General features: G+C 74.0%; 18 protein-coding genes. 7 read left to right on the plus strand and 11 right to left on the minus strand.

All coding sequences use genetic code 11. From position 1 onward, the window contains the following. Positions 1-27: 27 nt before the first annotated feature. The 4 genes from Q0840_RS09000 to Q0840_RS09015 all read left to right on the plus strand — a co-directional run bounded on the left by Q0840_RS09000 (position 28) and on the right by Q0840_RS09015 (position 5,675). Positions 28-546, plus strand: coding sequence for a R3H domain-containing nucleic acid-binding protein (locus Q0840_RS09000; protein WP_298458942.1), 519 nt, complete (start codon positions 28-30; stop codon positions 544-546). A 538-nt stretch (positions 547-1,084) separates the two neighbouring features. Then, positions 1,085-1,687, plus strand: coding sequence for a 16S rRNA (guanine(527)-N(7))-methyltransferase RsmG (gene rsmG / locus Q0840_RS09005; RefSeq protein WP_298458944.1), 603 nt, complete (start codon positions 1,085-1,087; stop codon positions 1,685-1,687). Between the two features lie 1,839 nt (positions 1,688-3,526). Then, positions 3,527-4,570, plus strand: a complete 1,044-nt coding sequence (locus Q0840_RS09010; protein ID WP_367183093.1) for a ParA family protein — start codon at positions 3,527-3,529, stop codon at positions 4,568-4,570. Then, positions 4,563-5,675 carry a ParB/RepB/Spo0J family partition protein gene (locus tag Q0840_RS09015; RefSeq protein ID WP_298458946.1) on the plus strand — a complete coding sequence of 371 codons (1,113 nt, stop codon included), beginning with the start codon at positions 4,563-4,565 and terminating at the stop codon, positions 5,673-5,675. Before Q0840_RS09010 ends, Q0840_RS09015 begins: the two co-directional genes overlap by 8 nt. Positions 5,676-5,740: 65 nt before the next feature. Here the strand turns inward: Q0840_RS09015 and Q0840_RS09020 are convergent, their stop codons facing one another. The 8 genes from Q0840_RS09020 to Q0840_RS09055 form a co-directional block, all read right to left on the minus strand. Beyond that, entirely contained in the window at positions 5,741-6,748 is a 1,008-nt protein-coding gene (locus Q0840_RS09020) for a D-alanine--D-alanine ligase (RefSeq protein ID WP_298458948.1), read from the minus strand. Between the two features lie 40 nt (positions 6,749-6,788). Then, positions 6,789-8,186 carry a PLP-dependent aminotransferase family protein gene (locus Q0840_RS09025; RefSeq protein ID WP_298458951.1) on the minus strand — a complete coding sequence of 466 codons (1,398 nt, stop codon included), beginning with the start codon at positions 8,184-8,186 and terminating at the stop codon, positions 6,789-6,791. Between the two features lie 58 nt (positions 8,187-8,244). Next, positions 8,245-8,595, minus strand: a complete 351-nt coding sequence (gene trxA, locus Q0840_RS09030; RefSeq protein ID WP_298458954.1) for a thioredoxin — start codon at positions 8,593-8,595, stop codon at positions 8,245-8,247. 1 nt (position 8,596) lies between these two features. Continuing rightward, positions 8,597-9,619: a thioredoxin-disulfide reductase gene (gene trxB / locus Q0840_RS09035; RefSeq protein WP_298458957.1), complete on the minus strand. Its 1,023-nt coding sequence runs from the start codon at positions 9,617-9,619 to the stop codon at positions 8,597-8,599. Positions 9,620-9,777: 158 nt separating this feature from the next. Beyond that, positions 9,778-12,387, minus strand: a complete 2,610-nt coding sequence (locus Q0840_RS09040) for a hypothetical protein (protein WP_298458959.1) — start codon at positions 12,385-12,387, stop codon at positions 9,778-9,780. A gap of 171 nt (positions 12,388-12,558) precedes the next feature. Beyond that, the gene (murJ, locus tag Q0840_RS09045) at positions 12,559-14,397 is read right to left on the minus strand and encodes a murein biosynthesis integral membrane protein MurJ (RefSeq protein WP_298458961.1); all 1,839 of its coding nucleotides are present in this window, start codon (positions 14,395-14,397) and stop codon (positions 12,559-12,561) included. Continuing rightward, entirely contained in the window at positions 14,394-16,616 is a 2,223-nt protein-coding gene (locus tag Q0840_RS09050; RefSeq protein ID WP_298458963.1) for a DUF6049 family protein, read from the minus strand. Before Q0840_RS09050 ends, murJ begins: the two co-directional genes overlap by 4 nt. Next, positions 16,613-17,161 (minus strand): NUDIX hydrolase, encoded by a 549-nt coding sequence (locus tag Q0840_RS09055; protein ID WP_298458966.1) that lies wholly within the window; start codon positions 17,159-17,161, stop codon positions 16,613-16,615. Before Q0840_RS09055 ends, Q0840_RS09050 begins: the two co-directional genes overlap by 4 nt. A gap of 227 nt (positions 17,162-17,388) precedes the next feature. Between Q0840_RS09055 and Q0840_RS09060 the strand changes: the two genes are divergently transcribed. Together Q0840_RS09060 and Q0840_RS09065 are read left to right on the plus strand one after the other, a co-directional pair. After that, on the plus strand, positions 17,389-18,840 hold the full coding sequence (locus Q0840_RS09060; protein ID WP_298459086.1) for a CCA tRNA nucleotidyltransferase: 1,452 nt from the start codon (positions 17,389-17,391) through the stop codon (positions 18,838-18,840). Next, entirely contained in the window at positions 18,837-19,439 is a 603-nt protein-coding gene (locus Q0840_RS09065) for a pyrimidine dimer DNA glycosylase/endonuclease V (protein ID WP_298458968.1), read from the plus strand. The genes Q0840_RS09060 and Q0840_RS09065 overlap by 4 nt, the downstream gene beginning before the upstream one ends. Here the strand turns inward: Q0840_RS09065 and Q0840_RS09070 are convergent. The 3 genes from Q0840_RS09070 to Q0840_RS09080 form a co-directional block, all read right to left on the minus strand. After that, a complete protein-coding gene (locus Q0840_RS09070) occupies positions 19,396-20,730 on the minus strand; it encodes an MFS transporter (RefSeq protein ID WP_298459088.1) in 1,335 nt (444 codons plus the stop codon). The two genes, Q0840_RS09065 and Q0840_RS09070, sit on opposite strands and share 44 nt — an antisense overlap. A 152-nt stretch (positions 20,731-20,882) precedes the next feature. Then, positions 20,883-21,977 (minus strand): inositol-3-phosphate synthase, encoded by a 1,095-nt coding sequence (locus Q0840_RS09075; RefSeq protein WP_298458971.1) that lies wholly within the window; start codon positions 21,975-21,977, stop codon positions 20,883-20,885. Next, on the minus strand, positions 21,974-22,618 hold the full coding sequence (locus tag Q0840_RS09080) for a PadR family transcriptional regulator (protein ID WP_298458973.1): 645 nt from the start codon (positions 22,616-22,618) through the stop codon (positions 21,974-21,976). Before Q0840_RS09080 ends, Q0840_RS09075 begins: the two co-directional genes overlap by 4 nt. Positions 22,619-22,890: 272 nt before the next feature. On the opposite strand from Q0840_RS09080, the gene Q0840_RS09085 reads away from it, so the two are divergent. Next, complete coding sequence (locus Q0840_RS09085; RefSeq protein ID WP_298458975.1) at positions 22,891-25,368, plus strand: penicillin-binding protein; 2,478 nt, start codon at positions 22,891-22,893, stop codon at positions 25,366-25,368. The last annotated feature ends 56 nt before the right edge of the window (positions 25,369-25,424 follow it).

Below are 25,424 nucleotides of genomic sequence, written 5' to 3' on the forward strand. Positions count from 1 at the left end.
GCGGCACGATCTCGATGAGGAGCAGCCATGACGACATCCGCGGAGCATCAGCAGACGCCGGTTGAGAGCGCGGGCCTCAAGCGCCTGGAGGAGGAAGGCGAGATCGCCGCCGACTACCTCGAGGAGCTGCTGGACATCGCCGACCTGGACGGCGACATCGACATCGACATCGACCACGGTCGAGCGGCCGTCGAGATCGTCGCCGAGCAGGGCTCGGAGCGCGCGCTCGCCCGTCTGGTCGGCACCGACGGCGAGGTGCTCGACGCCCTTCAGGAGCTCACCCGACTTGCGGTGCAGGCGAAGACCGGGGAGCGCAGCCGTCTGATGCTCGACGTGGCCGCCTACCGGGCGGGCCGGCGGGCCGAGCTCCTCGCGGTGGCCGCCAAGGCGATCGAGACGGTCCGGGCGTCGGGCACCGAGCTGGCGCTCGAGCCGATGAACCCTTTCGAGCGCAAGGTCGTCCACGACGCGGTCTCGGAGGCGGGTCTGACGAGCGACTCCGACGGTATGGAGCCGCACCGGCACGTGGTGATCCGCCCGGCCTGACGCCGCTCGGGCGACGACAGGTGCACGGGTCGGTACGGACTGCTCGTGCGATGGCCGGCGCCCGTCCGTCCGTCCTCATGCGCGTGTCGAGTGGGGCCCGTGTCGAGTGGGACCGGTGCTGTCATGAGCCGCGGTCCGCACGAGTCCGTGTGGGGTGGTCGGGAGCAGCGGCGCGGTGTTCACACAGTGTGGACAGAGTGTGTGGACAACCGCTGTGGCGCCCGGGTGCGAGGGTTGCGACGCGCTTGGCCACGTCGCAGTCCGGCGGACCGGTGTCGCTGGGGCGGACACGCGGGGACGAAGTGGTGAGTCAGCACGGCGTTGTCCCGCCGGTAGTTGAACATTCTACTTGGAGGTTCCACGTGAAACAGCGTCGTTCGTGGCTCTCGCAGCGAGCAGGTCGGGGGGTCGGGTGACGGGTCGTCACACAGACAGGTCGCACGCCGCTGGGTCGTCGAGTGCCGACGCCGGCGGGGTGCCCGACCCGGGGCCGGCGGGACAATCGGCCGATGTCGACCCGCTCGCCGGGGACCCGCGCGTGGCAGATCTCCTCGGCGCGGCGTATCCGGCGATGGAGCAGTTCGACCAACTGCTGCGGGAACAGGGCGTCCTCCGGGGCCTGATCGGTCCGCGCGAGGTGAGTCGGCTGTGGGAGCGCCACCTGCTGAACAGTGCGTCCCTGGCACCTCACCTCCCGACGCAGGGACTCCTCGTCGACGTCGGATCGGGAGCCGGTCTCCCCGGCATCGTCCTGGCCGCTCTGCTGCCGAGGTGTGAGGTGGTCCTCCTCGAGCCCATGGAGCGCCGAACAGCGTGGCTGGTCGAGGTGGTCGACGCGCTCGGACTGGCGAACGCCACGGTGGTGCGGGGCCGCGCCGAGGAGCAGCACGGACGGATGTCGGCCGATGCGGTCACCGCTCGGGCCGTGGCGCCGATGGACCGACTGGCGCGGTGGTCGATGCCGATGCTTCGGCCCGGCGGTCACCTCGTCGTGCTCAAAGGACGGCAGGCCACGACGGAGCTGGACGACGCCAAGCACGTGCTGCGCAAGCTCAAGGCCGTCCGGACGGAGATCGTCGCCGGCGAGACACTGCCGGGGCTGGAACCGACGACCATCGTGCGCATTCAGAAGGACGGGTAGCACGTCTGCCGCGATGTGCGGCCGCAACCGATCGAGAGGTCCCACCCGGGCGCCGTCACCGTGACGTGGTGGCCACCCGAGGGGGTCGAGTCCGCGGGCAGGCCAGCATTGCGCTCCTGTCGGCCGGACGCGTTCGGTGGTGCTCTGGTCGGGGCGGGAGTCCGCTCCGCTGCAGGCGGGGTCCAGACCCGGACAGCGGTCCCAGCCCCTGCTCCACACCCAGGCCGATGTTCGACACCGCCGAGAAGTGTTGGTGGTGTCTGATCCCGGCGGCAACCCCCGGTCCCAGTTCCGCGTCCAGGCGGATGTCCGAGGTCTGTCGGGAGTGGCGGGGACACCGGGACGGGCATGACATCGTCCGCAGACTCCGGTCGGGACCAGAGGACGCGAGGAGTGTCGACGCCGCGACGCCCCGCGTCGTCCCGGCGGGGGCGGCGGGCGGCCGGGCGTGCTGACGACCGTGGCGCCGCGCCGACCCAGGTCGTCACCCGCGGGGCTACGACCGGCGGGGGTCCCTGTCGATCGGTGCTTCGGGCAGCGGGATCGCTCCCAGCGACTGCGTCGCCTGGGTCGTCGGTGCACCTCCGGTGTGGCTTCTGGCCGGCCACGCGGAACGACCACACCCGTGCGAGTCGTACGCGGGTCGCGCGTGGCCGTACCGATACGTGCCGTGAGAGCTCGTCGCGCCAGTACTCGCGCGCGACGTCGCTGCCGACTGCTCTTGAGCGGCGGTCCGGACCTCGCGGACCGGGCTGTGTCCGACTGGTCCGCCGTCTCCGGCTGGTGCACCTCGCTCCTATAGCGGGGATAGGTACAGAGCCGAGGGGCTTGTCTCACGGCTCTCAACCTTCTCAGTGTGGGCGGAGCATCTGTGTCAGGGGGCGGCGTTAGATAGGAGAGCCGGTCGAGGGGGCACGGTGTTCCACGTGAAACCGCGGGAGTTCGGGCTGCGGTGCGTGGAGCGGGCCGGGAGACGAGGTGAGTGGGCGCCACGGCCGTCACGTCGTCGCCACAGACCGGACAACGACTCCGTGTCTGGAGCGGGCAGCGACGCAGCAGGCTTGCGCGACTCGTGGTGATGGCGCCCCGTTCGCTCTCGCGGAGGAGACGTTCTTCGCGCTGCGCGACTTCGGGGCCGCCGCGCCGCGCCCACAGCCGGGGGGCGATCGTCTTCAGCAGGGAGGGTGGAACGCGGCTGTTCGTCGTGGCTGGCTCGGACCTTCATCGAGGCCACCGCACCCGCTGCCGCCGCGCGTGGATCGTCTGTTGCACCGAGGCCGTGGCGGGTTCGTCGCTGTTTCAACTCGCGCCCGAGCTCTGCCCCTGCCCTGGCCCGCCCTGCCCCTGCCCCCTCATGCAGTCGCAGCTACGGTTGTCGCTGTCGCTGTCGCTGTCGCTGTCGCTGTCGCTGTCGATTGCGTCGTCGGTAGCGCCCGCCTCGGCTCTGACGCTGCCGCGGCTCTTGCGTAGCTGCTGAAGGGCCACGGCGGTCGCCAGCGGTCGCCCGACATCGCCGCGTCGACGTCGGCAAGATCCGGCCACCCAGGTCAGCGGGCCGCGCGTCGACCGGGGTACGCCGATCTCGCTCGTCGGTCGGGACGGCTGATGACGCGATCGACGGTGGCGCCTCGGTTGGTCCGGTGATCCCCACGGAGGCCCCGGGGGGTGCAGGAGCTTGGCGTTCGACTGCCGAACCGCGCTCCACCGGACGTTTCACGTGGAACACGGCATCTCGCGGGTCCACGCGTACCCCGTGCGTCGGTGTCGGGACGACACCAGTTCCCCAGGTAGGGTCTTCGGCGTGACGGCGACGGCAAGCAACGCTCTGGCAGAAGCGGTATGACGGAGCCGACGGATCTGGCGGGGCGCACGTCCGGAGCGAACGACCGCACCGTTCCACGTGAAACGTCCGGACGGGACGAGGAGCGCAGGACGGCACTGGTCGACAGCCTCCCCAGTGGTGATGAGACGACGCCGCTCATGGCGGAGCTGGCCAGGGATGCGCGACGACGTATCCAGCTTCGTGGCCGGCGCTTTCCCCGCCCGGAGGCGACTCGCGTTCTCACGGTCGCGAACCAGAAGGGCGGCGTCGGAAAGACGACGACGAGTGTGAACCTGGCCGCCGCACTGGCGAAGGGCGGCCTCAACGTCCTGGTCATCGACAACGACCCGCAGGGCAACGCGTCCACCGCTCTGGGTATCGAGCACCGCAGCGGTACCCCGTCCGTCTACGAGGTTCTGGTCGACGAGGCGGACCTCGCACATGCGGTGCAGCAGTGCCCGGACATCCCTCAGCTGTGGTGCGTGCCTGCCACGATCGATCTGTCGGGGGCCGAGATCGAGCTGGTGTCGATGGAGTCCCGTGAGCACCGGTTGCGCCGGGCGCTGGACCGGTACCTGGCTCAGCGTGATGCCAGTGGGCAGGACCCGATCGACTACGTCTTCATCGACTGTCCCCCGAGCCTGGGCTTGCTCACCGTGAACGCCTTCGTGACTGCGCGCGAGGTCCTGATCCCGATCCAGTGTGAGTACTACGCCCTGGAGGGCCTGAGTCAGCTGCTCAACACCGTGGAGCTCATGCGGGCGCATCTCAATCCCGATCTACGCGTCACGACAATCCTGCTCACGATGTACGACGCTCGGACGAACCTCGCGCAGCAGGTGGCGGCGGAGGTCCGCGAGCACTTCCCCGCGATCACGCTGCGCACGACCGTCCCGCGCTCGGTCCGCATCTCCGAGGCCCCTGGGTACGGACAGACGGTGCTCAGCTATGACGCCGGATCCAGTGGTGCGCTGGCCTATCTGGAGGCGGCGCGCGAGCTGGCGGTCCGCGGAGTCGACCACCACCTCACCACGACGGACAAGGACGGAACACATGAGTGACAAGCGGCGCGGTCTGGGACGCGGCCTGGGCGCGCTGATCCCGACGGCGAGCGACCAGCAGCGTCCGGTCGACGTGTTCTTTCCCGATGTCGCCGGTGCTGCGGCGGCTGCGGCTGCGGCCTCGGCGCGCGGGGAGGACATGGTGCCGGGTGCTCCGTCGGAGCAGCGTGTCCGGGACGGCTCGTCCGGAGCAGTCGGGTCCCGAGCCGCCGCTGCCCAGGTGGTCTCCGTCGATGTTCCACGTGAAACCGGCGACTTGCTGCCCGTGCCGGGCGCGCGCTTCGCCGAGCTCCCTGTCGACTCGATCCGACCCAACTCGCGTCAACCGCGCACGGTGTTCGACGAGGACGCGCTCGAGGAGCTGACGGGATCCGTACGCGAGATCGGGGTGCTGCAGCCGATCGTCGTCCGGCCGGCGCAGGGCAGCGACGCGGACTACGAGCTCATCATGGGCGAGCGCCGCTGGCGCGCGAGTCAGCGAGCAGGACTCGCGACAGTGCCCGCCATCGTGCGCGAGACGGACGATGCCGACCTGCTTCGTGATGCGCTGCTCGAGAACCTGCACCGTAGTCAGCTGAACCCGCTCGAAGAGGCCGCCGCCTACCAGCAGCTGCTCGACGACTTCGGCTGCACGCACGAGGAGCTCGCCACCCGGATCTCGCGGTCGCGGCCTCAGATCTCGAACACGCTGCGACTGCTGCGCCTCCCGCCGCTGGTCCAGCGACGCGTCGCCGCCGGCGTGCTGTCGGCCGGGCACGCGCGAGCGCTTCTCGGGCTGACCGACGGGGCGGCGATCGAACGGCTCGCGCAGCGCATCGTGGCGGAGGGCCTGTCGGTCCGTGCGACCGAGGAGATCGTCGCCCTCGGTGGCGAGGCGGAACGACCGGTGAGTGCGAGCCGTCGGGCCCGGGTGGGTCCCCGGGCCGACGCGGTCGACGAGCTCGCGGCGCGACTGTCGGACCGGTTCGAGACTCGGGTCAAGATCGCGCTCGGGAAGAGCAAAGGCCGCCTCACGGTGGAGTTCGCATCGGTCCAGGATCTCAACCGCATCCTGACCACCCTGTCGCCGGCGGACGCCGGTCTCCTCACCGCACCGGAGGACTGACGCGGTCGTGGGCCGGCCGGGACGGCGAGCTCGGCACGACGCGGTGCTTTTGACGTTCTCGCAGGTCAGCGCGTCGCGGTGGCGTCTGCGAGGGCTCGGTCGACGAGATCGCGGTACAGCGAACCGAGGTCGTGCCCGGCCGCCGCGGCCGCCTGCGGGAACAGCGACGTCTCCGTCATGCCCGGGGCGACGTTGACCTCGAGGAAGTGCGGCACGCCGTCGTCGTCGACGATGAGGTCCGTGCGGGAGAGGTGGCGCAGGCCGAGCGCCTGATGAGCGGTGACGGCCATGGCGGCCACCGCGGCCTGCTCCCGAGCGTCGAGCCGAGCGGGCGCGAAGTACTCGGTCCGCCCCGGGTTGTACCGGGCGTCGTAGTCGTACGGACCCTCGGTGACGATCTCGACGGCTGGCAGGGCGCGCGGTCCGCCCCGGTCCTCGACCACGCTGACGGCGACCTCCCGGCCCGCCACCGCGCGCTCGACCAGCGCCGTGTCACCGTAGGAGAACGCGTCGACCATCGAGCGGGCGAGCTCGGCGGCCGTCCCCACCAGCGTGACCCCGAGCGCCGAGCCACCGCGGGACGGCTTGACCACCAGCGGCAGCCCCAGGCGGTCGACGATGGCGTCGAGCACGCGGCCGGCGCCGAGCTCGCGGAACAGGCTCTGCGGCAGGGTGACGAACTCGGGTGTGGCCAGCCCGGCGCGGGTGACGACCGTCTTGGCGACCGGCTTGCTCCACGCGAGCCGGCTGGCACGTGGGTCGGTGCCCAGGTACGGCACGCGCAGCAGCTCCAGCACGTCCCGTACCGACCCGTCCTCACCCGTCGCCCCGTGGAGCAACGGCCACACGAGGTCGGGGCGGGTCTGGGTGAGCGCCGGGATGAGGTCGGCGTCGACGTCGTGCACGGTGACCTCGATGCCGGCGCCGCGCAGCGCCTCGGCGACACGGCGACCCGAGCGCAGGGAGACGTCACGCTCGTGCGACAGCCCGCCCGCCAGGACGACGACGCGCGCAGCGGACGCGGCCGGATCCGCCGGCGCGGACGTCGCGGCCTCGCTCGGGGCAGCGTTCACGGGGCGGTCCTCTCGTCCAGGGGGGTGCTCGGGGGTCTCGTCACGCCAGGTCGGGACCCGGGGACTGCACGTCGCGCACCGGCCGCGTCCCCGAGGTGCCGAACAGCGACACGAGCTCGCTCTCGCCGGCGACGACGCCGGCCAGACGCCGCACGCCCTCACGGATCCGCTCGGGCGTCGGGAAGCAGAACGACAGCCGCATGTGGTCGGTGCCGCGGTCGTCGAAGTAGAACGCCGTCCCGGGGACATAGGCGACCCGCGCCGTGACGGCACGCGGCAGCATCGCCCGGGCGTCGAGGCCCTCCGGCAGCCGGACCCAGGTGTAGAAGCCGCCGTCGGGCACGGTCCAGGACGCATCCGGCAGGTGCTCGGCCAGCGCACCCACCATCGCGTCGCGCCGCTCGCGGTACAGCTCCTGGAACGACTTGACCTGGCCCTTCCAGTCGCAGGTCGCCAGGTAGGCGGAGATGGCGAGCTGCGACGCGTTGGACGGGCTGAGGATGGACGCCTCGCTCGCGAGGACGAGCTTCTCGCGGACGGCGTGCGGTGCGACCGCCCAGCCCACCCGGTAGCCGGGGGCGAACGTCTTGGAGAACGAGCCCAGGTAGATGACGCCGTCGGCCTCGATAGACCGCAGCGCGGGCAGCGGGTCGCCCGAGAACCCGAGCAGGCCGTAGGGGTTGTCCTCCAGGACCAGGACGCCGTGGCGCCGCGCGATCTCGAGGATCCGTGGGCGGCGCTCGGCGCTGAGCGTGACGCCGGCCGGGTTGTGGAAGTTCGGCACCGTGTAGAGCAGCTTGACGGTGCGACCGTCCCGTTCCAGCGCGGTGAGCGTCTCCTCCAGCGCCTCGGGCACCAGACCGTGCTCGTCGAGCGGGACGTGGACGACGTCCGCCTCGTACGCACGGAACACCCCGAGCGCGCCGACGTACGACGGCGCCTCGGCCACGACGACGTCGCCCGGGTTCACGAAGATCCGCGTCACCAGGTCCAGCGCCTGCTGGCTCCCGGTGGTCACGACCACGTCGTCGGGATGGGCGTCGATGCCCTCGAGGCGCATGACGTCGAGGATCTGCTCGCGCAGCGTCTCGTCGCCCTGCCCGGACCCGTACTGCAGCGCCGTCGTGCCCCGGGTCGCGACCACGTGCCGGCTCATGTCCGCCAGGACGTCCAGCGGCAGGCCCTCGAGGTACGGCATGCCACCGGCGAGCGAGACCACCTCGGGTCGGCTGGCGACGGCGAACAGGGCCCGGATCTCCGACGCCCGCATCGCGTGCGCCCGGTCTGCGTAGGAGTGCAGCCACGGGTCGAGGCGGGTGCCGTGGGCGCCCGGGTCGGTCGGCGCGGAGCCACTGGCGGGGTGCTGGTGGACGGCCGGCGCGTCGGCGGCGGCCCCGGTGGGGGGCAGTGCACCTGCCCCGGGCGTCTCGGAGGTCATGGGGCGAGTCTGCCACGCCGGTCGGCGGCACCCCGGGTGGGCGCGCGCCGGTGAGATCTCAGTGGGCGAGCAGGGTCGTCTCGATCTCCTTCACGAGCGCGGGCTTGGGCCGCGCCCCGACCACCGTGGAGACGAGCTCACCGCCCTTGACGAAGTGCATCGTGGGGATCGAGACGATGCCGTAGTCGGCGGCGACCTGCGCGTTCTCGTCGGTGTTGACCTTGACGACCTTGACCCGGCCCGCGTACACGGCGGCCAGCTCGTCGAGCACCGGCGCGACCATGCGGCACGGACCGCACCAGGGCGCCCAGAAGTCCACGACGACCGGGAGGTCGGACTCGAGGACCTCGGCCCGGTACGTCGCGTCGGTCGCGTGCACCGGGGCTGCGACAGGGGTGGGGGTGGACATGTCAGGCCTCCTGAAGGGCGACAGCCTCGTCGGGCGCGACCGGGCCGTCGGTGCCGACGTCGCCGAGCCCGGTGACGTAGTGCTGGGCGTCCAGCGCGGCGGCGCACCCGGAGCCGGCAGCGGTGATGGCCTGGCGGTAGATGTGGTCGACGGCGTCGCCGCACGCGAACACCCCGGGCAGGTTGGTCAACGTGGTGCGGCCGACGACCTTGATGTAGTTGTTCTCGTCCAGGTCGATCTGGCCGGTCAGCAGCTCGGTGCGCGGCACGTGGCCGATCGCCACGAACACCCCGCCGACGGGGAGGTCGCGCTGCTCACCGGTGCGGGTGTCGCGCAGCGTCACGCCGGACACCTTGTCCTGGCCGTGGATGGCCACGACCTCGCTGTGCCAGGCGAACTCGATCTTGGGGTCGTTCTTCGCGCGGTCGGCCATGACCTTCGACGCCCGCAGCTCACCGCGCCGGTGCACCATGGTGACCTTCGACGCGAACCGGGTCAGGAAGGTCGCCTCCTCCACGGCGGAGTCACCCCCGCCGACGACGACGATCTCCTGGTCGCGGAAGAAGAACCCGTCACAGGTGGCGCACCATGACACCCCGCGGCCGGAGAGCCGCTTCTCGTCGGGCAGCCCGAGCTCGCGGTAGGCGGAGCCGGTGGCCAGCACCACCGACAGCGAGGTGAACGTCTCGCCGCCGCCGGTGCGCAGCGTCTTGACCGGTCCGTCGAGCTGCATCTCGACGACGTCGTCCCACAGCACCTCGGCCCCGAACTTCTCGGCCTGCTTCTGCATCGCCTCCATGAGCTCGGGACCCTGGATGCCGTCGGGGAAGCCGGGGAAGTTCTCGACCTCGGTCGTGTTCATCAGCGCGCCGCCGGCGGTCACCGACCCGGCGATGACCAGCGGGGCCAGACCCGCACGCGCCGCGTACACCGCGGCGGTGTAGCCGGCCGGACCCGAGCCGACGATGACCACGTCGCGCGGGGCGCCTGGGGTGGTGGTCTGGGGGGTGGTCTGCTCGCTCACACGCCTACCTCGTCCTCGTGCTCACCGGCGCGTCGTGCGCCGTCTGCTGTGCCGAACCGATCCTCGCCGTGAAGTGTTCCCCGACGACACCTCCGGCGACAAACCGCGGCGGACGCGCCGGGACGGGCGGCGGGGCGCCGACGGGGCGCCGCGGCGGTCTAGGAGACGGCGACCTCGGCCAGCTCGACCCGGTTGGAGCCGTCCTCGGTCTGCGGCAGCTCGGTGAACCACAGGACCAGGTTCTGCGTCTCGGTGGGCTCGCTCAGGGTCAGCGTGGTCCCGGGGCCGAGCGCCCCGGAGGCCAGGACCGCACCCTCGGTGGGTGTCGACGGGTCCGTCGCACGCACCTCCACCTGACCGCCGGACCCGCGCACGTCGAGGGTGACCGTGGAGACGGTCGCGGGCTCGGCGAGGGTGACGGCGTAGCCGACGCCGGTCTTCAGGCCGCCGAAGGTCGGCGTGCTGTAGGTGCGGGTGTACCAGACCGTGCCCGGGTCCCCGTCGATCGCCAGCGGCACCGCCTCGGGGTGCTCGTTCTCGTCACCGGCCGGGGGCGGGTCCAGCTGGGCCCCCGACGCGATGACCGGAGGTGCGGGCGGTGCGGGCTCCTCGGGTGCGGGCTCCTGCGGTGCGGGCTCCTCGGGAGCCGGCTCCTCCGCCGGCGGCGGCTCGGTCGCGACGGGCGCCGGCTGCTCCGCGGCGGGCGGTCCGACCGGCCGGGTGAGGGCCTGGGCGGCGATGAACAGCCCGAGCACGATGGCCAGCCCGACCATCAGCAGCACGAGCCGCGTCGGGTCGAAGCGGTGAGCGGCGATGGACTCGCGCGCCGCGGCGACGTCCAGCCCGCCGGGACGTCCGCCGGGCAGCAGGGACGCCGGCGCGGCGGGGGCGGCGGTGGACGCCCCGGCCGATGCCGGGGTCGCCCGGGCCGATGCCATCGGGTTCCCTGGCGCGGCGGACGGGGCCCCGGTGGTGCCGGCGGTGCCCCGGTCCGCGGTCGCTGCGGTGCGGCCCTCCGGCGTGGTCGGGCGGAGAGGGGCCGGGTCGGCCGCGTCGGCCGCGTCGACCGGGTCGGCCGGGTCGGCCGCGTCGACCGACTCGGGCGCCGGAGACGCTGCGGCCCGGTGGGGAGACGCGGCAGCACCGTCGCGAGACCCGGCAGCACCGTCCGCGACCGGGACGGCGGCTGTCGGTGCGGCCTCCCTCGACGGCCTCCCTTCGCCGTCGGCGACCGGGACGGCGGCTGTCGGTGCGGCCTCCCTCGACGGCCTCCCCTCGCCGTCGGCGACCGGGACGGTCGCGGTGGCCGGTGGCCGCGCCGCGTCCGGGACCTCGTCCGGCGTGCCCGGGCCGGCGGTGACGGCGTCGTCGGAGGCGCGGTCGCGGTCGGCGGGTGCGGTCGGCTCCGCGCGGACCGGCTCCGGGGTGCCCGACGCGGCGGCGGGGGCTCCGCCGACGCTGGGCATCTGGGTGGTGGGCGTCTCGGTGGGCGTCTCGGTGGTGGACGTGGCGACCGGAGCACCCGCGGCGGCGTCGCTCCCGGTCGCCGGCGGCAGCGTCTCGGTCGGCGGCGCCGCGCCGGTCGTGGCGCCCGTGGTCGGCATCGGCGCAGTGGGGGGCGCGCCGTCGCCGTCGGTCACCGGGCGGGTCGGCGCGGCTGCGCCTGCACCGCCGGCTCCTGCCGCGCCGCCTGCTGCTCCGGCGGCACCGGCAGTCCCGGCAGCGCGGGCCGCAGCACCGGCAGCGGTGCTGCCCACGCCTGCCCCGACGGCGGGACCGGTGAACGCCGACGACCGGGTCGGGGTGGCCGGCGGCGGGGTGCCCGGCCGCGACGGGACCGACCCGGCGTGCTCGGCGAACGCCGAGCGCACCGACGTCCGCTGCACGCGTGCCGGGGCGGCGGGCGTGCCGCGCGGCGGTGACGCCGGCCGCCGAGGGGGCGAGGGCAGCGAGATCGGTCGGGTCACCGCGAACAGGTCCGTCGCGTGGATGTCACCCCAGGGCTCGAGCTCCTGGACCAGCTCGGCGGGGGTACGCGGGCCGTCGTCGTGCACGCCGAGGGTGACGGCGCAGAGCGTGTCGAGGTCGTTGGGCACCCCCGACGCGACCTCGGCCGGCGGGACGGGAGCTCCCTCGAGCAGCGGCGCGTCGTCGAGGCTCGACCCGGGCCGGGCGCCCGGCCCGTCGCCGAAGGGTGTCGCGGGCCAGCGGCCGGTGAGTGCGGCGTACAGCAGGGCGACCAGGCCGAGCGTGTCGGCCCGGCTGGCGGCGGTCGCGTCCGTGGTGTCCTGGCCGAGGAGGGCGGCGTCGACGGCGACGCCGGTGACGACGACCCGGTCGTCGGGCGTCAGGTGCAGGACCGACGGCCGCAGCGCCCCGTGGTGGACGCCACGGCGGCGGGCCGCCTCGAGGGCCGACGCCGCCTCACCGACGATCGCCCGTGCCTGGTCGGCCGGCAGCGGCCCGCGCGCGACGAGGTCGGCCAGCGACGGGCCGGTGACCTGCTCGGACACGGTGTACGCGACGCCCTCGTGCTCGCCGACGTCGAGCACGCGCAGCAACCGCGGGTCGGTCACCAGCGCCGCGCGGCGCGCAGCGTCCAGAGCCTGCGGCACGGAGCCGGAGTGCAGCACCGTCACCCGGACCGGGCGGTCCAGGATCTGGTCGGTGGCGTCCCACGACGACGCACCGGCGAGGTCTGAGTCGAGCGGCTCCAGGGTCCGGTAGCGCCCGGCCAGCAGGGTGCCTCGTCCGACGACGCCGTCCACCGTGCCCCCCGTCCTGTGCCGATGTCCCGTGCTCGTGGTGGCGCGTGCGCACCCGTGCCGACGGCTACCGCCGACGGCGTCATGCTACGCGGACGGGTCCGGCCGGACCCGGTCAGCCTCGCCGATCGGCCGCGTCGATCGGCGAGGTCCGTCAGGCCCGGTGGCCGCCGGTCACCCCCGCCGTCGGCCCAGCCGCCGCAGGAGCGGGCCGGTCAGGTCGGACAGCTCGCGCACCCGCATGGCCCGGAGCAGGAGCCCGTAGACGACCAGCATGGCCAGACCGGCGGCAGCGCACAGCAGCGCGGCCCGCAGCATGCCGACGCCCATCAGCGCGTCGCCGGCGTCGTCGGGCAGGGCGCCCACCGCGAGCACGATCGTCCAGCCCACGCCGCCCGCGATCGCCGCGGCGAGCCCCGCCCGCACGTACAGCCGCACGATCCGGGCGGTGCCGAGCCGACCGATCCGCCGCCGCAGCCCGCCGACCGCCAGGACGGTGCCCACGACGTGCGAGACCGACATCGCGGCGGCGATCCCGGTCACCCACCACCACGGCTCGAGGACCGCGCGGGACAGCACGGAGCCACCGGCGACCACGACCGCCATCGCGACCTGGATCCCGAACAGCGAGCGGGCGTCCTCGAAGGCGTAGAAGACCCGCTGGCACAGCGACCAGGTGCCGAGCGCCGCGACGCCGAAGGTCAGCGCCACGACCACCGGGACGGTCGCCGAGGCCTCCGCCACCGACTGCGTGGGCAGCACCAGCCGCAGCACCGGCAGCGCGAGCACGGCCAGCGCGGCCGTCGCGAACAGCGTGAAGACGCCGATGGTGCGTGCACCGTGGGAGAAGTCGGCCCGGACGCCGTCGGTGTCCTCGTGCGCCGCGTGCGTGGACAGCCGGGTGAACAGCGCCGTCAGCAGCGAGACGGTCACCAGCGAGTGCGGCAGCATGTAGAGGGTGAACGCGGCGGTGTAGACGGCGTTGCCGGCGACCACCACCCGGCCGTCGGCCAGAGTCTGCGCGGTCCGGTCGGCCGCGGTCATCACCTGGGTCGCGACCAGGAAGCCGACCTGCCCCACGGCGAGCGCGGCGAACGTCCAGCCGGCCACGCGCCCGGCACTGCCCAGGCCGGACCCGCGCAGGCCCCAGCGCGGCCGGTACCGGAAGCCGATCCGTCGCAGCGGCCAGACCAGCACGGCCGCCTGGCACACGACGCCCAGCGTCGCCGTGCCGCCGAGCAGCGCGATCCGGGCGGGCGTCCACCATTCCAGGTCCGCCGGCGCCAGGTCGGCGTGGAACGGGCCGAACAGGCCGAGGAAGACCGCGAGGCCGGCGATCGCGACGACGTTGTTCACCACGGGCGCCCACATGAACGGACCGAAGCTGCCCCGCGCGTTGAGCACCTGGCCGAGCAGCGTGTACATCCCGTAGAAGAAGACCTGCGGCAGGCACCACAGCGCGAAGGCGGTCGCCAGCACGCGCAGCTGAGCCCCGCTCGCGGTGTCGCTGTACAGGCGCACCAGCAGCCCGCCGCCCGCGGTGAGCAGCACCGTCACCCCGAGCAGCAACGCCGCACCGAGCGTGATGATCCGGTTGACGTACTCCTCGCCGCGTGCCGTCGTGTACGCGCGGACGACCTGGGGCACCAGGACGGCGTTGAGCATCCCGGTCGCCAGCAGCATCACGGCGATGTTCGGCAGCTTGTTGGCGAGGTCGAACGAGTTCGCGGCCAGTCCGGTGGTGCCGACGGCGGCGACCAGCATCGCGCCGCGGACGATGCCGAGCACGCGGGAGACGGCGGTGCCGGCCGCCATGACCGCGGCGCTACGGCCGAGCCCGCCGGAGGGGCGCGCCGGGGTCCCGGACGTGCCGCCGTCAGGGGCCGGGCTGCTCGGTGGGCTGCTCGGTGGGCCGCTCGGGGGGCGGGCGCCGGATCCGGCGAGGGCGTCCGGCGCGGGGTGCGCGGGCGCCGTCTCCGGGACCGGTCCCTCGCTGGGCGGGACGGTGGTCATGAGGACTCCTCGGGCAGTCGCGCGAGCTCCGAGACGGGCACGGCACCGGGTCCACGCTTGGCCGTCTGGCCGCGGCGGATGGTGCGGATGATGCCGACCACCAGCGCGATCCCGAGCAACCCGGCGACCACGGCGGTCCCGACGTTCTCCCAGTCGGCGTGGACGCGGACGGTGAACTGCTGGGGTGGGCCGAGCGGCGCCCCGCCGGGGGTCAGCAGCGAGACGGCGACCCGCACGTCACCGCTGCCGACCGCACGGAACGGCACCCGCACCTGCATCTCGCTGCTCGGCGGGATGGTGACCGTCTGCGCCCCGTCGATCACCAGCAGCGGGCTCGCGGGGTCGACGGCGACCTGGACGGTCACCTCCTGCGAGAGCTCGTTGCGCAGTCCCAGCGGGAACAGGCCCGTCTGGGAGATGAGGCTGAGGTCGCTGCCGGTGACCACCGAGACGCCGGACCGTCGGGCGGCCAGGTCGGCGACGACGTCGTCGACGACGCCCGACCGCTGGACCGGGTCGTCGCGCCAGGCGACCGAGAGCGGAGCGCGCACGGCCTCGTCGACGCCGGTCAGGAGCGCGGCCGGGTCGGGGACGATCGCGGCGAAGCCGGCGAGCTCGGCCCGGGCACGCTGCAGCGCGGCGACGTCCCCGGGCGCGATCTCCGCCTCCGAGACCGCCCGTGCCGGCAGCGCCGGCCGGTCCACCTCGGGGTCGACGGTGGCGGCCAGGGTGGACACGTCGCTGAGCTCGACCCACGGCGCGGCGTCCAGCGCGGCGAGCTGGGCTGCTGCGACGGCCGGGTCGGGCGCCCAGCCGCGGTCGACGGCGACCAGGAGGTGGCGACCGTCGTTGGGTCGCTCGCGGGTCACGACGGCGGTCTCGGCGAGCACCCGCTGGGCCGCCGTGGCCGCCGTGGTCCCGGTCGGGTCCTCGAGCTGCGCGGTGAGCACCGGGTCGGTCACCAGCGCGGCCAGCGTCCCGTCGGTGGTGGCGACGCTCGCGCGCCCGGTGGGTGTGTACGTCAGCTCCTCGGGAGGCAGCGCCGCACCGTCCACGACGAGCGACGTCGCGCCGGTCCGCGCCGCGAGGATCGCGGTGTCGACGTCCGGGGACACGCCGGCCGGCCACGCGAGGCCGGTGGCGCCGGTGGCACCGAGCACGGGGTCCTGCGTCCCGGCTGCCGCGGTGACGGCGTCGGCGAGCAGCGCGTCGGCGGCGGCGCTGTCGGCGTGCGCGAGCGCGGCGACGTCGGGGTCACCGGCCGGCAGCGCGACCACCTCCCGACCGGTGGCCTGCTCGGTCAGCGCGTCGACCCAGCGGCGTGCGGGCGAGCCGTCCGCGGCGGCACGCGCCGCGGCGAGCAGGGCGGGGTCGACCGCCCACGTCACCCCGGGCCGGCCGGCGGTGGCCTGCAGCGCCGCGTCCAACCGGTCGACGTCGTCGGCGGTGGGTGCCCCGACGACGGCGGTGGCCGCCTCGCCCGGGTCCGTCCCGTCCCCGGTGGGCCCGGTCGTCGCCGTCGGGTCGACCGGTCCACCGGTGATCGGGACGAGCACGCTCAGGCGCGTCGGTGTGACCGGCTCCTCGGTCGGCCGCCAGACCAGGAAGGTGCGCACGACCGCCTCCCGTCGGCCGCCGTCGGCCAGCACCACCGAGATGCCGCGCGGTCCCCAGGCGCTGTCGGCCGTGGACAGCCGCAGGTCGGAGGCCGGCACGCGCAGCTCGACCTCCGCGCTCTGGCCGGGCGCCAGCGGCCCGAGGGACTGCGTGGGCTCGAGCGGGGTCCCGGCGGTGCCGTCGAGCGGCAGGTCGGCCCAGCGCTCCAGCGAGCTGCGGGTGGACTGCAGGAACCGGCTGATCCGCAGGCTCACCTGCGGGGACTTCAGGGTGTCGTCGGTGTCGTTGCGCACGGTGGCACGTACGACGAGCTCGTCGGCAGGCCGGACGACCTGCGGGGACACCTGGGTGATGCGCAGCTCGGCCGCGCCGTCGTCGGCCTCGTCGCCCTCCTCGGCGAGGTCCCCCGCGGCGCCGTCGCGAGGACCGGCCGCGGCGGAGCGGCCGGGTCCGGGTGACGGCGTGGTGCTCGCGGCGGCCGGCACCGCGAGCGGGCCGAGCAGCCCGGCTCCCAGCACCCCGAGCAGCGCGCAGAGCGCGCCCAGGACGACGGGCAACGCGGCGGCGGGCCGGGTCGGGTGCGGGTGACGGCGGGCGGTCATGCTCCGCTGAGGAGGACGAGCCGCGCCGCCTCCGCGAGGCGCCGTTCGTTCGGGTAGGCCAGGCGGTGGGACAGGTCGGCGAGCGCCACCCACTCGGCGTCCTCGGCCTCGCTGTCCGGGTCGCCCTCCACGGTGAGGTGGCCGCCGACCGCGCCGAGCAGGAAGTGGTGCACGACCTTGTGCACCCGGCGGTCGTCCCCGGTGAACCAGTAGTCGATCACGCCGAGCCGCCGCAGGATGCGTCCCTCGATGCCGGTCTCCTCGGCGATCTCCCGGACCGCTGCCTGCTCGGGGGTCTCGGCACCCTCCAGGTGGCCCTTGGGCAGGCACCACTCCAGCCGACCGGCCCGGTTGCGGCGCGCGATCACGGCGGCGTGGTGCACGCCGTGGCGCTGGCTGACGACCAGGCCGCCGGCCGAGGTCTCGTCGACCACGGGCAGCGGGAGCGCCGCGGGCCGCAACGCCGCCGGGTCGATCCGCAGCGCATGTCCGCCCGGGGGCGCAGGCACGCCCGGCGGGCGCGGCTTCGGCGCTGGGCTGGACATGACCGCCACTGTAACGACAGGTGGCGCGGCACTCGCCCCGACTCCAGCTCGGGCGCCGGCCTGCCCGGACCCGACGACGGCGGCGTCCGCGGCGGGTCGCTGCCGGCCCGCGGCACGGCGCACCACGACCTCTGGCAGGCTTGGACGTCGTGTCCCGGACCGAGAACCACCCCGACGGTGCGCCCGACCCCAGCGAGGCGGGCGCCGACCCGGCCGCGCTCGCGGCCCTGCAGCGGCGGGCCCTCGGCGTCCTCGCCGACCTGGCGCCGGCGGCGCTGGAGCTCGGCGAGATCTTCCGCGCGGCGGGCCACGAGCTGGCCCTGGTGGGCGGTCCGGTGCGGGACGCGTTCCTGGGTCGGGTGAGCGCGGACCTGGACTTCGCGACGTCGGCCACTCCGGACCAGACGGAGGCCCTGCTGCGGTCCTGGGGCGACGCGCACTGGGACATCGGCAAGGCGTTCGGCACGATCGGCGCGATGCGGCGTCAGCCGGGGCCTCGCGAGGTGGTGGTCGAGGTGACCACCTACCGCACCGACGCGTACGACCCGTCGTCGCGCAAGCCTGAGGTCGTCTGGGGCGACTCCCTCGAGGGCGACCTGTCCCGGCGCGACTTCACCGTCAACGCGATGGCGGTGCGGCTGCCGGACCTGAGCTTCGTGGACCCGTTCGACGGGCTGGCGGACCTCGCAGCGGGGACGCTGCGCACGCCGGTCACGGCGCGCCAGTCCTTCGACGACGACCCGTTGCGGATGATGCGCGCCGCCCGGTTCGCCGCCCAGCTGGGCTTCCGGATCGACCCGGACGCCGCCGCCGCGGCGACGGAGATGGCCGAGCGCATCACGATCGTCTCGGCCGAGCGGGTGCGCGACGAATTGGTCAAGCTGCTGCTGTCGCCGACGCCGCGCCCCGGCATCCGCGCGCTGGTCGAGCTCGGGCTGGCCGACCACGTGCTGCCCGAGCTGCCGGCGCTGCGCCTGGAGATCGACGAGCACCACCGGCACAAGGACGTGTACGAGCACTCCCTGACCGTGCTGGACCAGGCGATCGCGCTGGAGACCGGGCCGGACGGGCCCGTCCCCGGTCCGGACCTCGTCCTGCGCCTGGCGGCCCTGCTGCACGACATCGGCAAGCCCGGCACCCGTCGCTTCGAGGCGGGCGGCGGCGTGAGCTTCCACCACCACGAGGTCGTGGGCGCCAAGCTCGCCGCGCGCCGGCTGCGTGCGCTGCGGTTCGACAAGGAGACGGTGCAGGCGGTCGCACGGCTCACCGAGCTGCACCTGCGGTTCCACGGGTACGGCGAGGGTGCGTGGACGGACTCGGCCGTGCGCCGGTACGTCACCGACGCCGGTCCCCTGCTCGAGCGCCTGCACCGGCTGACCCGCTCGGACTGCACCACCCGCAACCGGCGCAAGGCGCAGCGGCTGTCAGCGGCCTACGACGACCTCGAGGCGCGGATCGCGGCGCTGCGGGAGCAGGAGGAGCTCGCGGCCATCCGTCCCGACCTCGACGGGCAGCAGATCATGGCGATCCTCGGCATCTCGCCGGGCCCCGTGGTGGGGCGGGCGTACAAGCACCTGCTCGAGGTCCGGCTCGACCAGGGGCCCCTGGACGCGGACTCGGCCCGCGCCGCGCTGCTGCGGTGGTGGGCCGACCAGCCGGAGTCCGACGGCGCCCCATGAGGATCTGGTCGGTACATCCGGGGTACCTGGACCGGCAGGGCCTGACGGCGTGCTGGCGTGAGGGCCTGCTCGTCCAGAAGGTGCTGACCGGGACCACCAAGGGCTACCGCAACCACCCCCAGCTGCGCCGGTTCCGGGCGGCCGGTGACGGCGCCGCGATGAGCGAGCCGGTGCCCGGCGGTGAGGGCTCCGGCGCCCACGTCGCCCCGGCCCCGGGTCTGACGCCGGGCCGCCATGCGCGCGGCACCGCGCTCGACGTCGTGCCCGACGACGGCGCCGGCCCGGCCATCTCGACCTACCTGCACGGCGTGGTCGACGAGGCCACCCGCCGCGGCTACACCTTCGACCGCACGCTGGTGCTCGGCGCCGCCGTGCCGGACCTCCGGCTGGAGGTGACCGACGGGCAGCTGGCCTACGAGTGGGAGCACCTGCGGGCCAAGCTGACCGTCCGCAGCCCGGAGATCGGGAAGCTGTGGGCGGACGTGGTCGTGCCGGACGCGCACCCGCTGTTCCACGTGGTGCCGGGCCCGGTCGCCGAGTGGGAGATCGTGACGGTCAGCGAGCCGCCGGGGACGGCGGCGACGGAAGAGGCCCGCTGACGGTGGCCACCGCCGCGTCCCGTCGTGCACCGGCGCGGTAGGCGACCGCCACCACGACGTAGGCCACCCCCAGCCCGGCGAACACCGCGCGCGAGTAGCCGGCGTCAGGCAGCGCGAGGGCGGCGAGCGCCGCGGCGCCGACGAACGCCGCGTTGTACAGGACGTCGTAGAGCGCGAACGCCCGACCCCGGTAGGCGTCGGCGGTGTCCCGCTGGACGATCGTGTCGATCGCGATCTTGGCGCCCTGGGCGGCCAGGCCGAGCAGGCCCGCGCCGGCCAGGACGGCGGGCAGGGCGCTGGTGACCACCAGCAGGCCCTGGCTGATCGCAGCGAGCAGCAGGCACAGCACGATCCACCGGTGCGGGCCGGTCCGCTGGCCGAGCACCGGGGTGAGCACGACGGCGACCGCGGAGCCGATCGCCAGCACCGCCAGGACCAGCCCGAACACCGCGAGGCCCTCCTGGCCGGGGCCGGCGAGCAGGTTGCGCGACATGAGGATCGCGGCGATGAAGACGACGCCGTACAGGAACCGGTGGACGGCCATGACCCCCAGCGCACGAGCCGGCGTGCGACGCGCCAGCAGGTGCCGGGCCCCATCCACCAGCCCCCGGGCGAGGTCGCGCAGCTCCCGGCGCAGCGCCTGGCCGTCGGCGGGGTGCTCGGGACCGAGCAGACCGGCCGCCATCCGGGTGGCCAGCCCGGACGCCGCGGCGAACAGCAGCGCGGCGCCGAGCAGCACGGCCGCGTCCTTGGCCCGGCCGGGCTCGAGCACGAGCCCGAGGACCAGACCGAGCCCGCCGCCGACGAACGCCGCCCCGGCCCCCAGCGTGGGGGTCAGGGAGTTGGCGGTGAGCAGCAGCGGACCGTCCACCACCCGCGGCAGTCCGGCGGACAGCGCCGAGAGCAGGAACCGGTTGATGGAGAGGTTGACCAGCGCCAGCACGTAGACGGCCGGTCCCACGCCCTGCGTGAGCAGCAGGGCGGACAGCACCAGCGTGATGGCGACCCGCACCAGGTTGCCGACCAGCAGGACCTGGCGGCGACGCCAGCGGTCGAGCAGGACTCCGGCCCACGGGCCCACCACCGTGAACGGCAGCAGCAGGACGGCGAACGCGGCGGCCACCCCGGTGGCGGTGCCGGCGCTCTCCGGGGAGAAGAAGAACAGGGTCGCCAGACCGACCTGGAACATGCCGTCGCCGGCCTGGCTGACCAGGCGGACGGCGAACAGGCGCCGGAAGCCCTCGAGCCGCAGGAGCCGGCGCAGCTCCGTGATGACGTGCACGCCCGTCAGGCTACGCGCGGGCCGCGGACCGTCCGTCCCGGCCTTCGCCATCCCTCGCCGTCCCCCCGGGAACGCCCGCCTGCCGAGTGCGACGTCCTGGACCGTTCAGGTGTCGCCAACGGTCCGGAACGTCGCACTCGGTGGGGGGATGGGTGGGTGGGTCAGCGCTCCGCAGCGCCGGCGATGAAGGCCTCGAGCTGGGCGCGGCCGGCCGTGTCCTCCATCTGCACCGGCGGGGACTTCATGAAGTACGTCGAGGCGGAGACGATCGGGCCCCCGACGCCGCGGTCGAGGGCGATCTTCGCCGCGCGGACGGCGTCGATGATGATCCCGGCCGAGTTCGGGGAGTCCCAGACCTCGAGCTTGTACTCCAGGTTGAGCGGGACCTCACCGAAGGCGCGGCCCTCGAGGCGCACGTACGCCCACTTGCGGTCGTCGAGCCAGGCGACGTAGTCCGACGGGCCGATGTGGACGTTGCGGTCCTCCTTCTTGCCGGCCAGCGGACCGTCGTCGATGTTGGAGGTGACGGCCTGCGTCTTGGACAGCTTCTTGGACTCCAGGCGGTCCCGCTCGAGCATGTTCTTGAAGTCCATGTTGCCGCCGACGTTGAGCTGGTAGGTCCGGTCCAGCACGACGCCGCGGTCCTCGAACAGCTTCGCGAGCACCCGGTGGGTGATGGTCGCGCCCACCTGGGACTTGATGTCGTCGCCGACGATGGGCACCCCGGCGGCCTCGAACTTCGCGGCCCACTCCGGGTCGGAGGCGATGAACACCGGCAGCGCGTTGACGAAGGCGACCCCCGCGTCGATCGCGCACTGCGCGTAGAACTTCGCCGCGTCCTCCGAGCCCACCGGCAGGTAGCAGACCAGCACGTCGACCCGGGCCTCGCGCAGCGCGGCGACGACGTCGACCGGCTCCGCCTCGGACTGCTCGATCGTCTGCGCGTAGTACTTGCCGATGCCGTCCAGCGTCGGCCCCCGCTGCACCGTGACGCCCAGCGGCGGGACGTCGGCGATCTTGATCGTGTTGTTCTCGCTCGCGGTGATGGCCTCGGACAGGTCGAAGCCGACCTTCTTCGCGTCGACGTCGAACGCCGCGACGAACTCGAGGTCGGAGACGTGGTAGTCCCCGAACTTCACGTGCATGAGCCCGGGCACGGACGCGGACGGGTCCGCGTCGGCATAGAAGTGCACGCCCTGGACCAGCGACGAGGCACAGTTGCCGACGCCGACGATGGCGACGCGGATGGAGGTCATCCTCGCTCCTTCAGTTCAGAGCCGGGACGCGGCGCGCCCTCGGCGTGGTCGGCATCGACCGGACGGTCGGTGCCGGTGGGGCGAGCGGGACGGACGCCCCGCTCGTTGTCGATGAGGCCGTCGAGCCAGCGGACCTCGCGCTCGACCTGCTCGAGCCCGTGACGCTGGAGCTCGAGGGTGTACTCGTCCATGCGCTCGCGGGTCCGGTGGAACGACTGGCGGACCGTCTCCAGCCGCTCGGTCAGCCGCGACCGCCGGCCCTCGAGGATCCGAAGCCGGGTCTCGGCGTCGGTCTGCGCGAAGAACGCGAACCGGACGTCGAAGTTCTCGTCCTCCCAGGACGCCGGTCCGGAGGACGCCAGGATCCCCTGGAAGTGCTCCTTGCCCGCGGCCGTCAGGTGGTAGACGATCCGTGCCCGCTTGCCCGACAGCGCGTGCGGCGGCGCCGCGGGCGACTCCTCGCCGGCGATCCAGCCGCGGGCGACCAGCGTCTTCAGGCACGGGTAGAGCGACCCGTACGACAGCGCCCGGAACGACCCGAGGACCAGGTTGAGCCGCTTGCGCAGCTCGTACCCGTGCATGGGCGTCTCGTGCAGCAGGCCGAGGATCGCCGGCTCGAGCACGTCGGAACGTCCGCGCACGCGGTGCTCCTCCCCGCTCGTCCGGTCGCGTCCGTGGACTCGATGTATCGGTGCGATACATCGAGCAGGCTAGGCCCGGTTCGAGGTGACCCGCAACACGCCGCGCCGGGAGGCGCGGCGGCGGACCGGTGGCGATCGTGTGAAGGGGACGCCCGGTGGGTCGCAGCCCCCTGGTGGGTGGGTGCCGGTCACGCATACTGAGGCCGCCCGGTCCGCGAGCCTGCACGTCGGCGGACCGGCACACGCACCAGGTCGTCGGCGGAGGGCAGCACGTGGCACGCGGGAACACCCCGAGCAGGACCCCGGTCGCCCGGCGGACGGCCGCCGGGTCGTCGTCCGGTCGGCGCGCGACGACGGGCCGGCGTCAGGTGCTGGGCTACCCCCGGTGGAACCGGCGGGGTCTGCGCCGGTGGCTGCCGTCCTGGCGCGTGGTCCTCGGCTCGGTGCTGGCCCTCGGCCTCGTGGGCGTCGGGCTGCTGGTCGCCGCGTACGCGATGACCAGCATCCCCGAGCCGGACGAGTTCGCCCAGGCCCAGACGACCCGGGTGTTCTACGCCGACGGCGTCACCGAGATGGGCACCTTCGCCAGCCAGCAGCGCGAGATCGTGGACATCGCCACGCTGCCCGACCACGTCGGGCACGCCGTCGTCGCCTCCGAGGACCGCACCTTCTACGAGAACGCGGGCGTCTCGCCCACCGGGATGGCCCGCGCCCTGATCAACAACCTGCGCGGCGGCGCGACCCAGGGCGGGTCGACCATCACCCAGCAGTACGCCGAGCGCTACTACGCCGGCCAGACGACGACCGACTACGTCGGCAAGGCCCGAGAGGCGTTGCTGGCGATCAAGATCGGCCAGAGCGAGGACAAGGAGCAGGTCCTCGGCAACTACCTCAACACGATCTACCTGGGCCGGGGGACCTACGGCATCCAGGCGGCCGCCCGGGCGTACTTCGGCGTGGACGCCGCGGACCTGACGATCTCCCAGGCCGCCCTGATCGCCGGCATCATCCCGTCACCGTCCAACTGGGACCCGCTGGTCGACCCCCAGCGCGCCGAGCAGCGGTGGAACCGGGTGCTGGACCTCATGGTCGAGGACGGCTGGATCACCGCCGAGGAGCGCGCCGCGCAGACCTTCCCCGAGACCGTCCCGCTGAAGACCGGCGACACCTACGGCGGCCCGCAGGGGTACCTGCTGGACATGGTCCGCCGCGAGCTGCGCGAGCGCGCCGGCTTCACCGACGAGCAGATCGACACGGCGGGGCTCAAGGTCGTCACCACCGTGAAGAAGCCGCTGCAGGACGCCGCCGTGGCGTCGGCGACGTCGCTCATGGACGGCACCCTGGCCGGCGAGGCCCCGGCGGAGAACCTGCGCGCCGGCATCGTGTCGATCGACCCGGCCGACGGCGCCATCGTCGCGCTGTACGGCGGTCCGGACTTCCTCAGCCAGCCGTTCAACAACGCGACGCAGGGCGCCGCGCAGGGCGGCTCGACCTTCAAGCCCTTCGCCCTCGTCGCCGCCCTGGAGGACGGCATCCCGCTCACCACGCGCTACCCCGGCTACAGCCCGATGGAGCCCGAGGGCTGGGGCGGGGAGCTGGAGAACTTCGGCGACGAGAGCTTCCCCACCATCGACCTGGTGCGGGCCACCGAGCAGTCGGTGAACACCGTCTACGCCCAGCTCAACCTGGACGTCGGCCCGGAGAAGACGGCCGCCGTCGCGCAGCGCGCCGGGATCACCACCGAGGTCGGCACCAACCCGGGCAACGTGCTGGGGACCGACACCGTGCACCCGCTGGACCTCGCGAACGCGTACGCCACCTTCGCCGCGCAGGGCCTGCGGTCGACGCCGTTCATCATCCGCGAGGCGACCTACCTCACCGACGGCACGGTCGCCTACCAGGGCGCCGGGACGCCCGAGCAGGTCTTCTCGGCCGACGTGATGGCCGACGCGACCTACGCCATGACCAAGGTGGTCACCGACGGCTCGGGCGCGCGCTGGGTCGGCCGGCTCAACCGCCCCATCGCGGGCAAGACGGGGACGTCGAACGAGAACCGGTCGGCGTGGTTCGTCGGCTACACCCCGCAGATCGCGACCGCGGTGGGCCTGTACCAGCCGGCCGTGCCGGACCCGGAGGCCGCCGCGGACGCGCCGGTCGCCGCGGCCCAGGAGACCATCACGCCCTTCGGGCGCGGTGTCCGGCAGGTCACCGGTGGGACGTGGCCGGCCGCGCTGTGGGCGGACTACATGGCGCAGGTCTTCGAGGTCGAGGAGTACGCGCCCGTCGTGCAGTTCCCCGAGCGGGCGAACGTCGGCCGCGAGACCCGGCGTCCGACCCCGACGCCGACGCCGACCCCGGAGCCCACCCCGACCCCCGAGCCCACGCCCACCGAGCCGGCCGAGGTGACGGTCCCCGGCGGCCTGGCCGGCCGCACCCAGGCCGACGCCGAGGCGGCGCTGGTCAACGTGGGCCTGACGGCGACGGTCACCCAGCAGGCGTCGGCGACCGTGCCGGCCGGCCGCGTGATCAGCGCCAGCCCCGCCGGTGGCTCGGTGCCCGGTGGGTCGACCGTGACGCTGGTCGTCTCGAGCGGGCCGCCGACGCCGGCGCCCCGCCCGACCACGCGCCCGACGCCCACGCCGACCCCGACGGCCCCGCCGGCGGACGGCGGCACGGACCCTGGGCCGGGGGACGGCGAGGAGACCGAGGCGGCCCGGCAGGCGCCGGACGGCGGGCCGGCCGAGGGGTAGGGCAGTGCGGGCTCGGCGCGTCGGTGGCCGGGCGTGATCCACAGCGCACCTGCCGT

The organism is uncultured Cellulomonas sp., assembly GCF_947494015.1.
Taxonomy (GTDB): Bacteria; Actinomycetota; Actinomycetes; order Actinomycetales; family Cellulomonadaceae; genus Pengzhenrongella.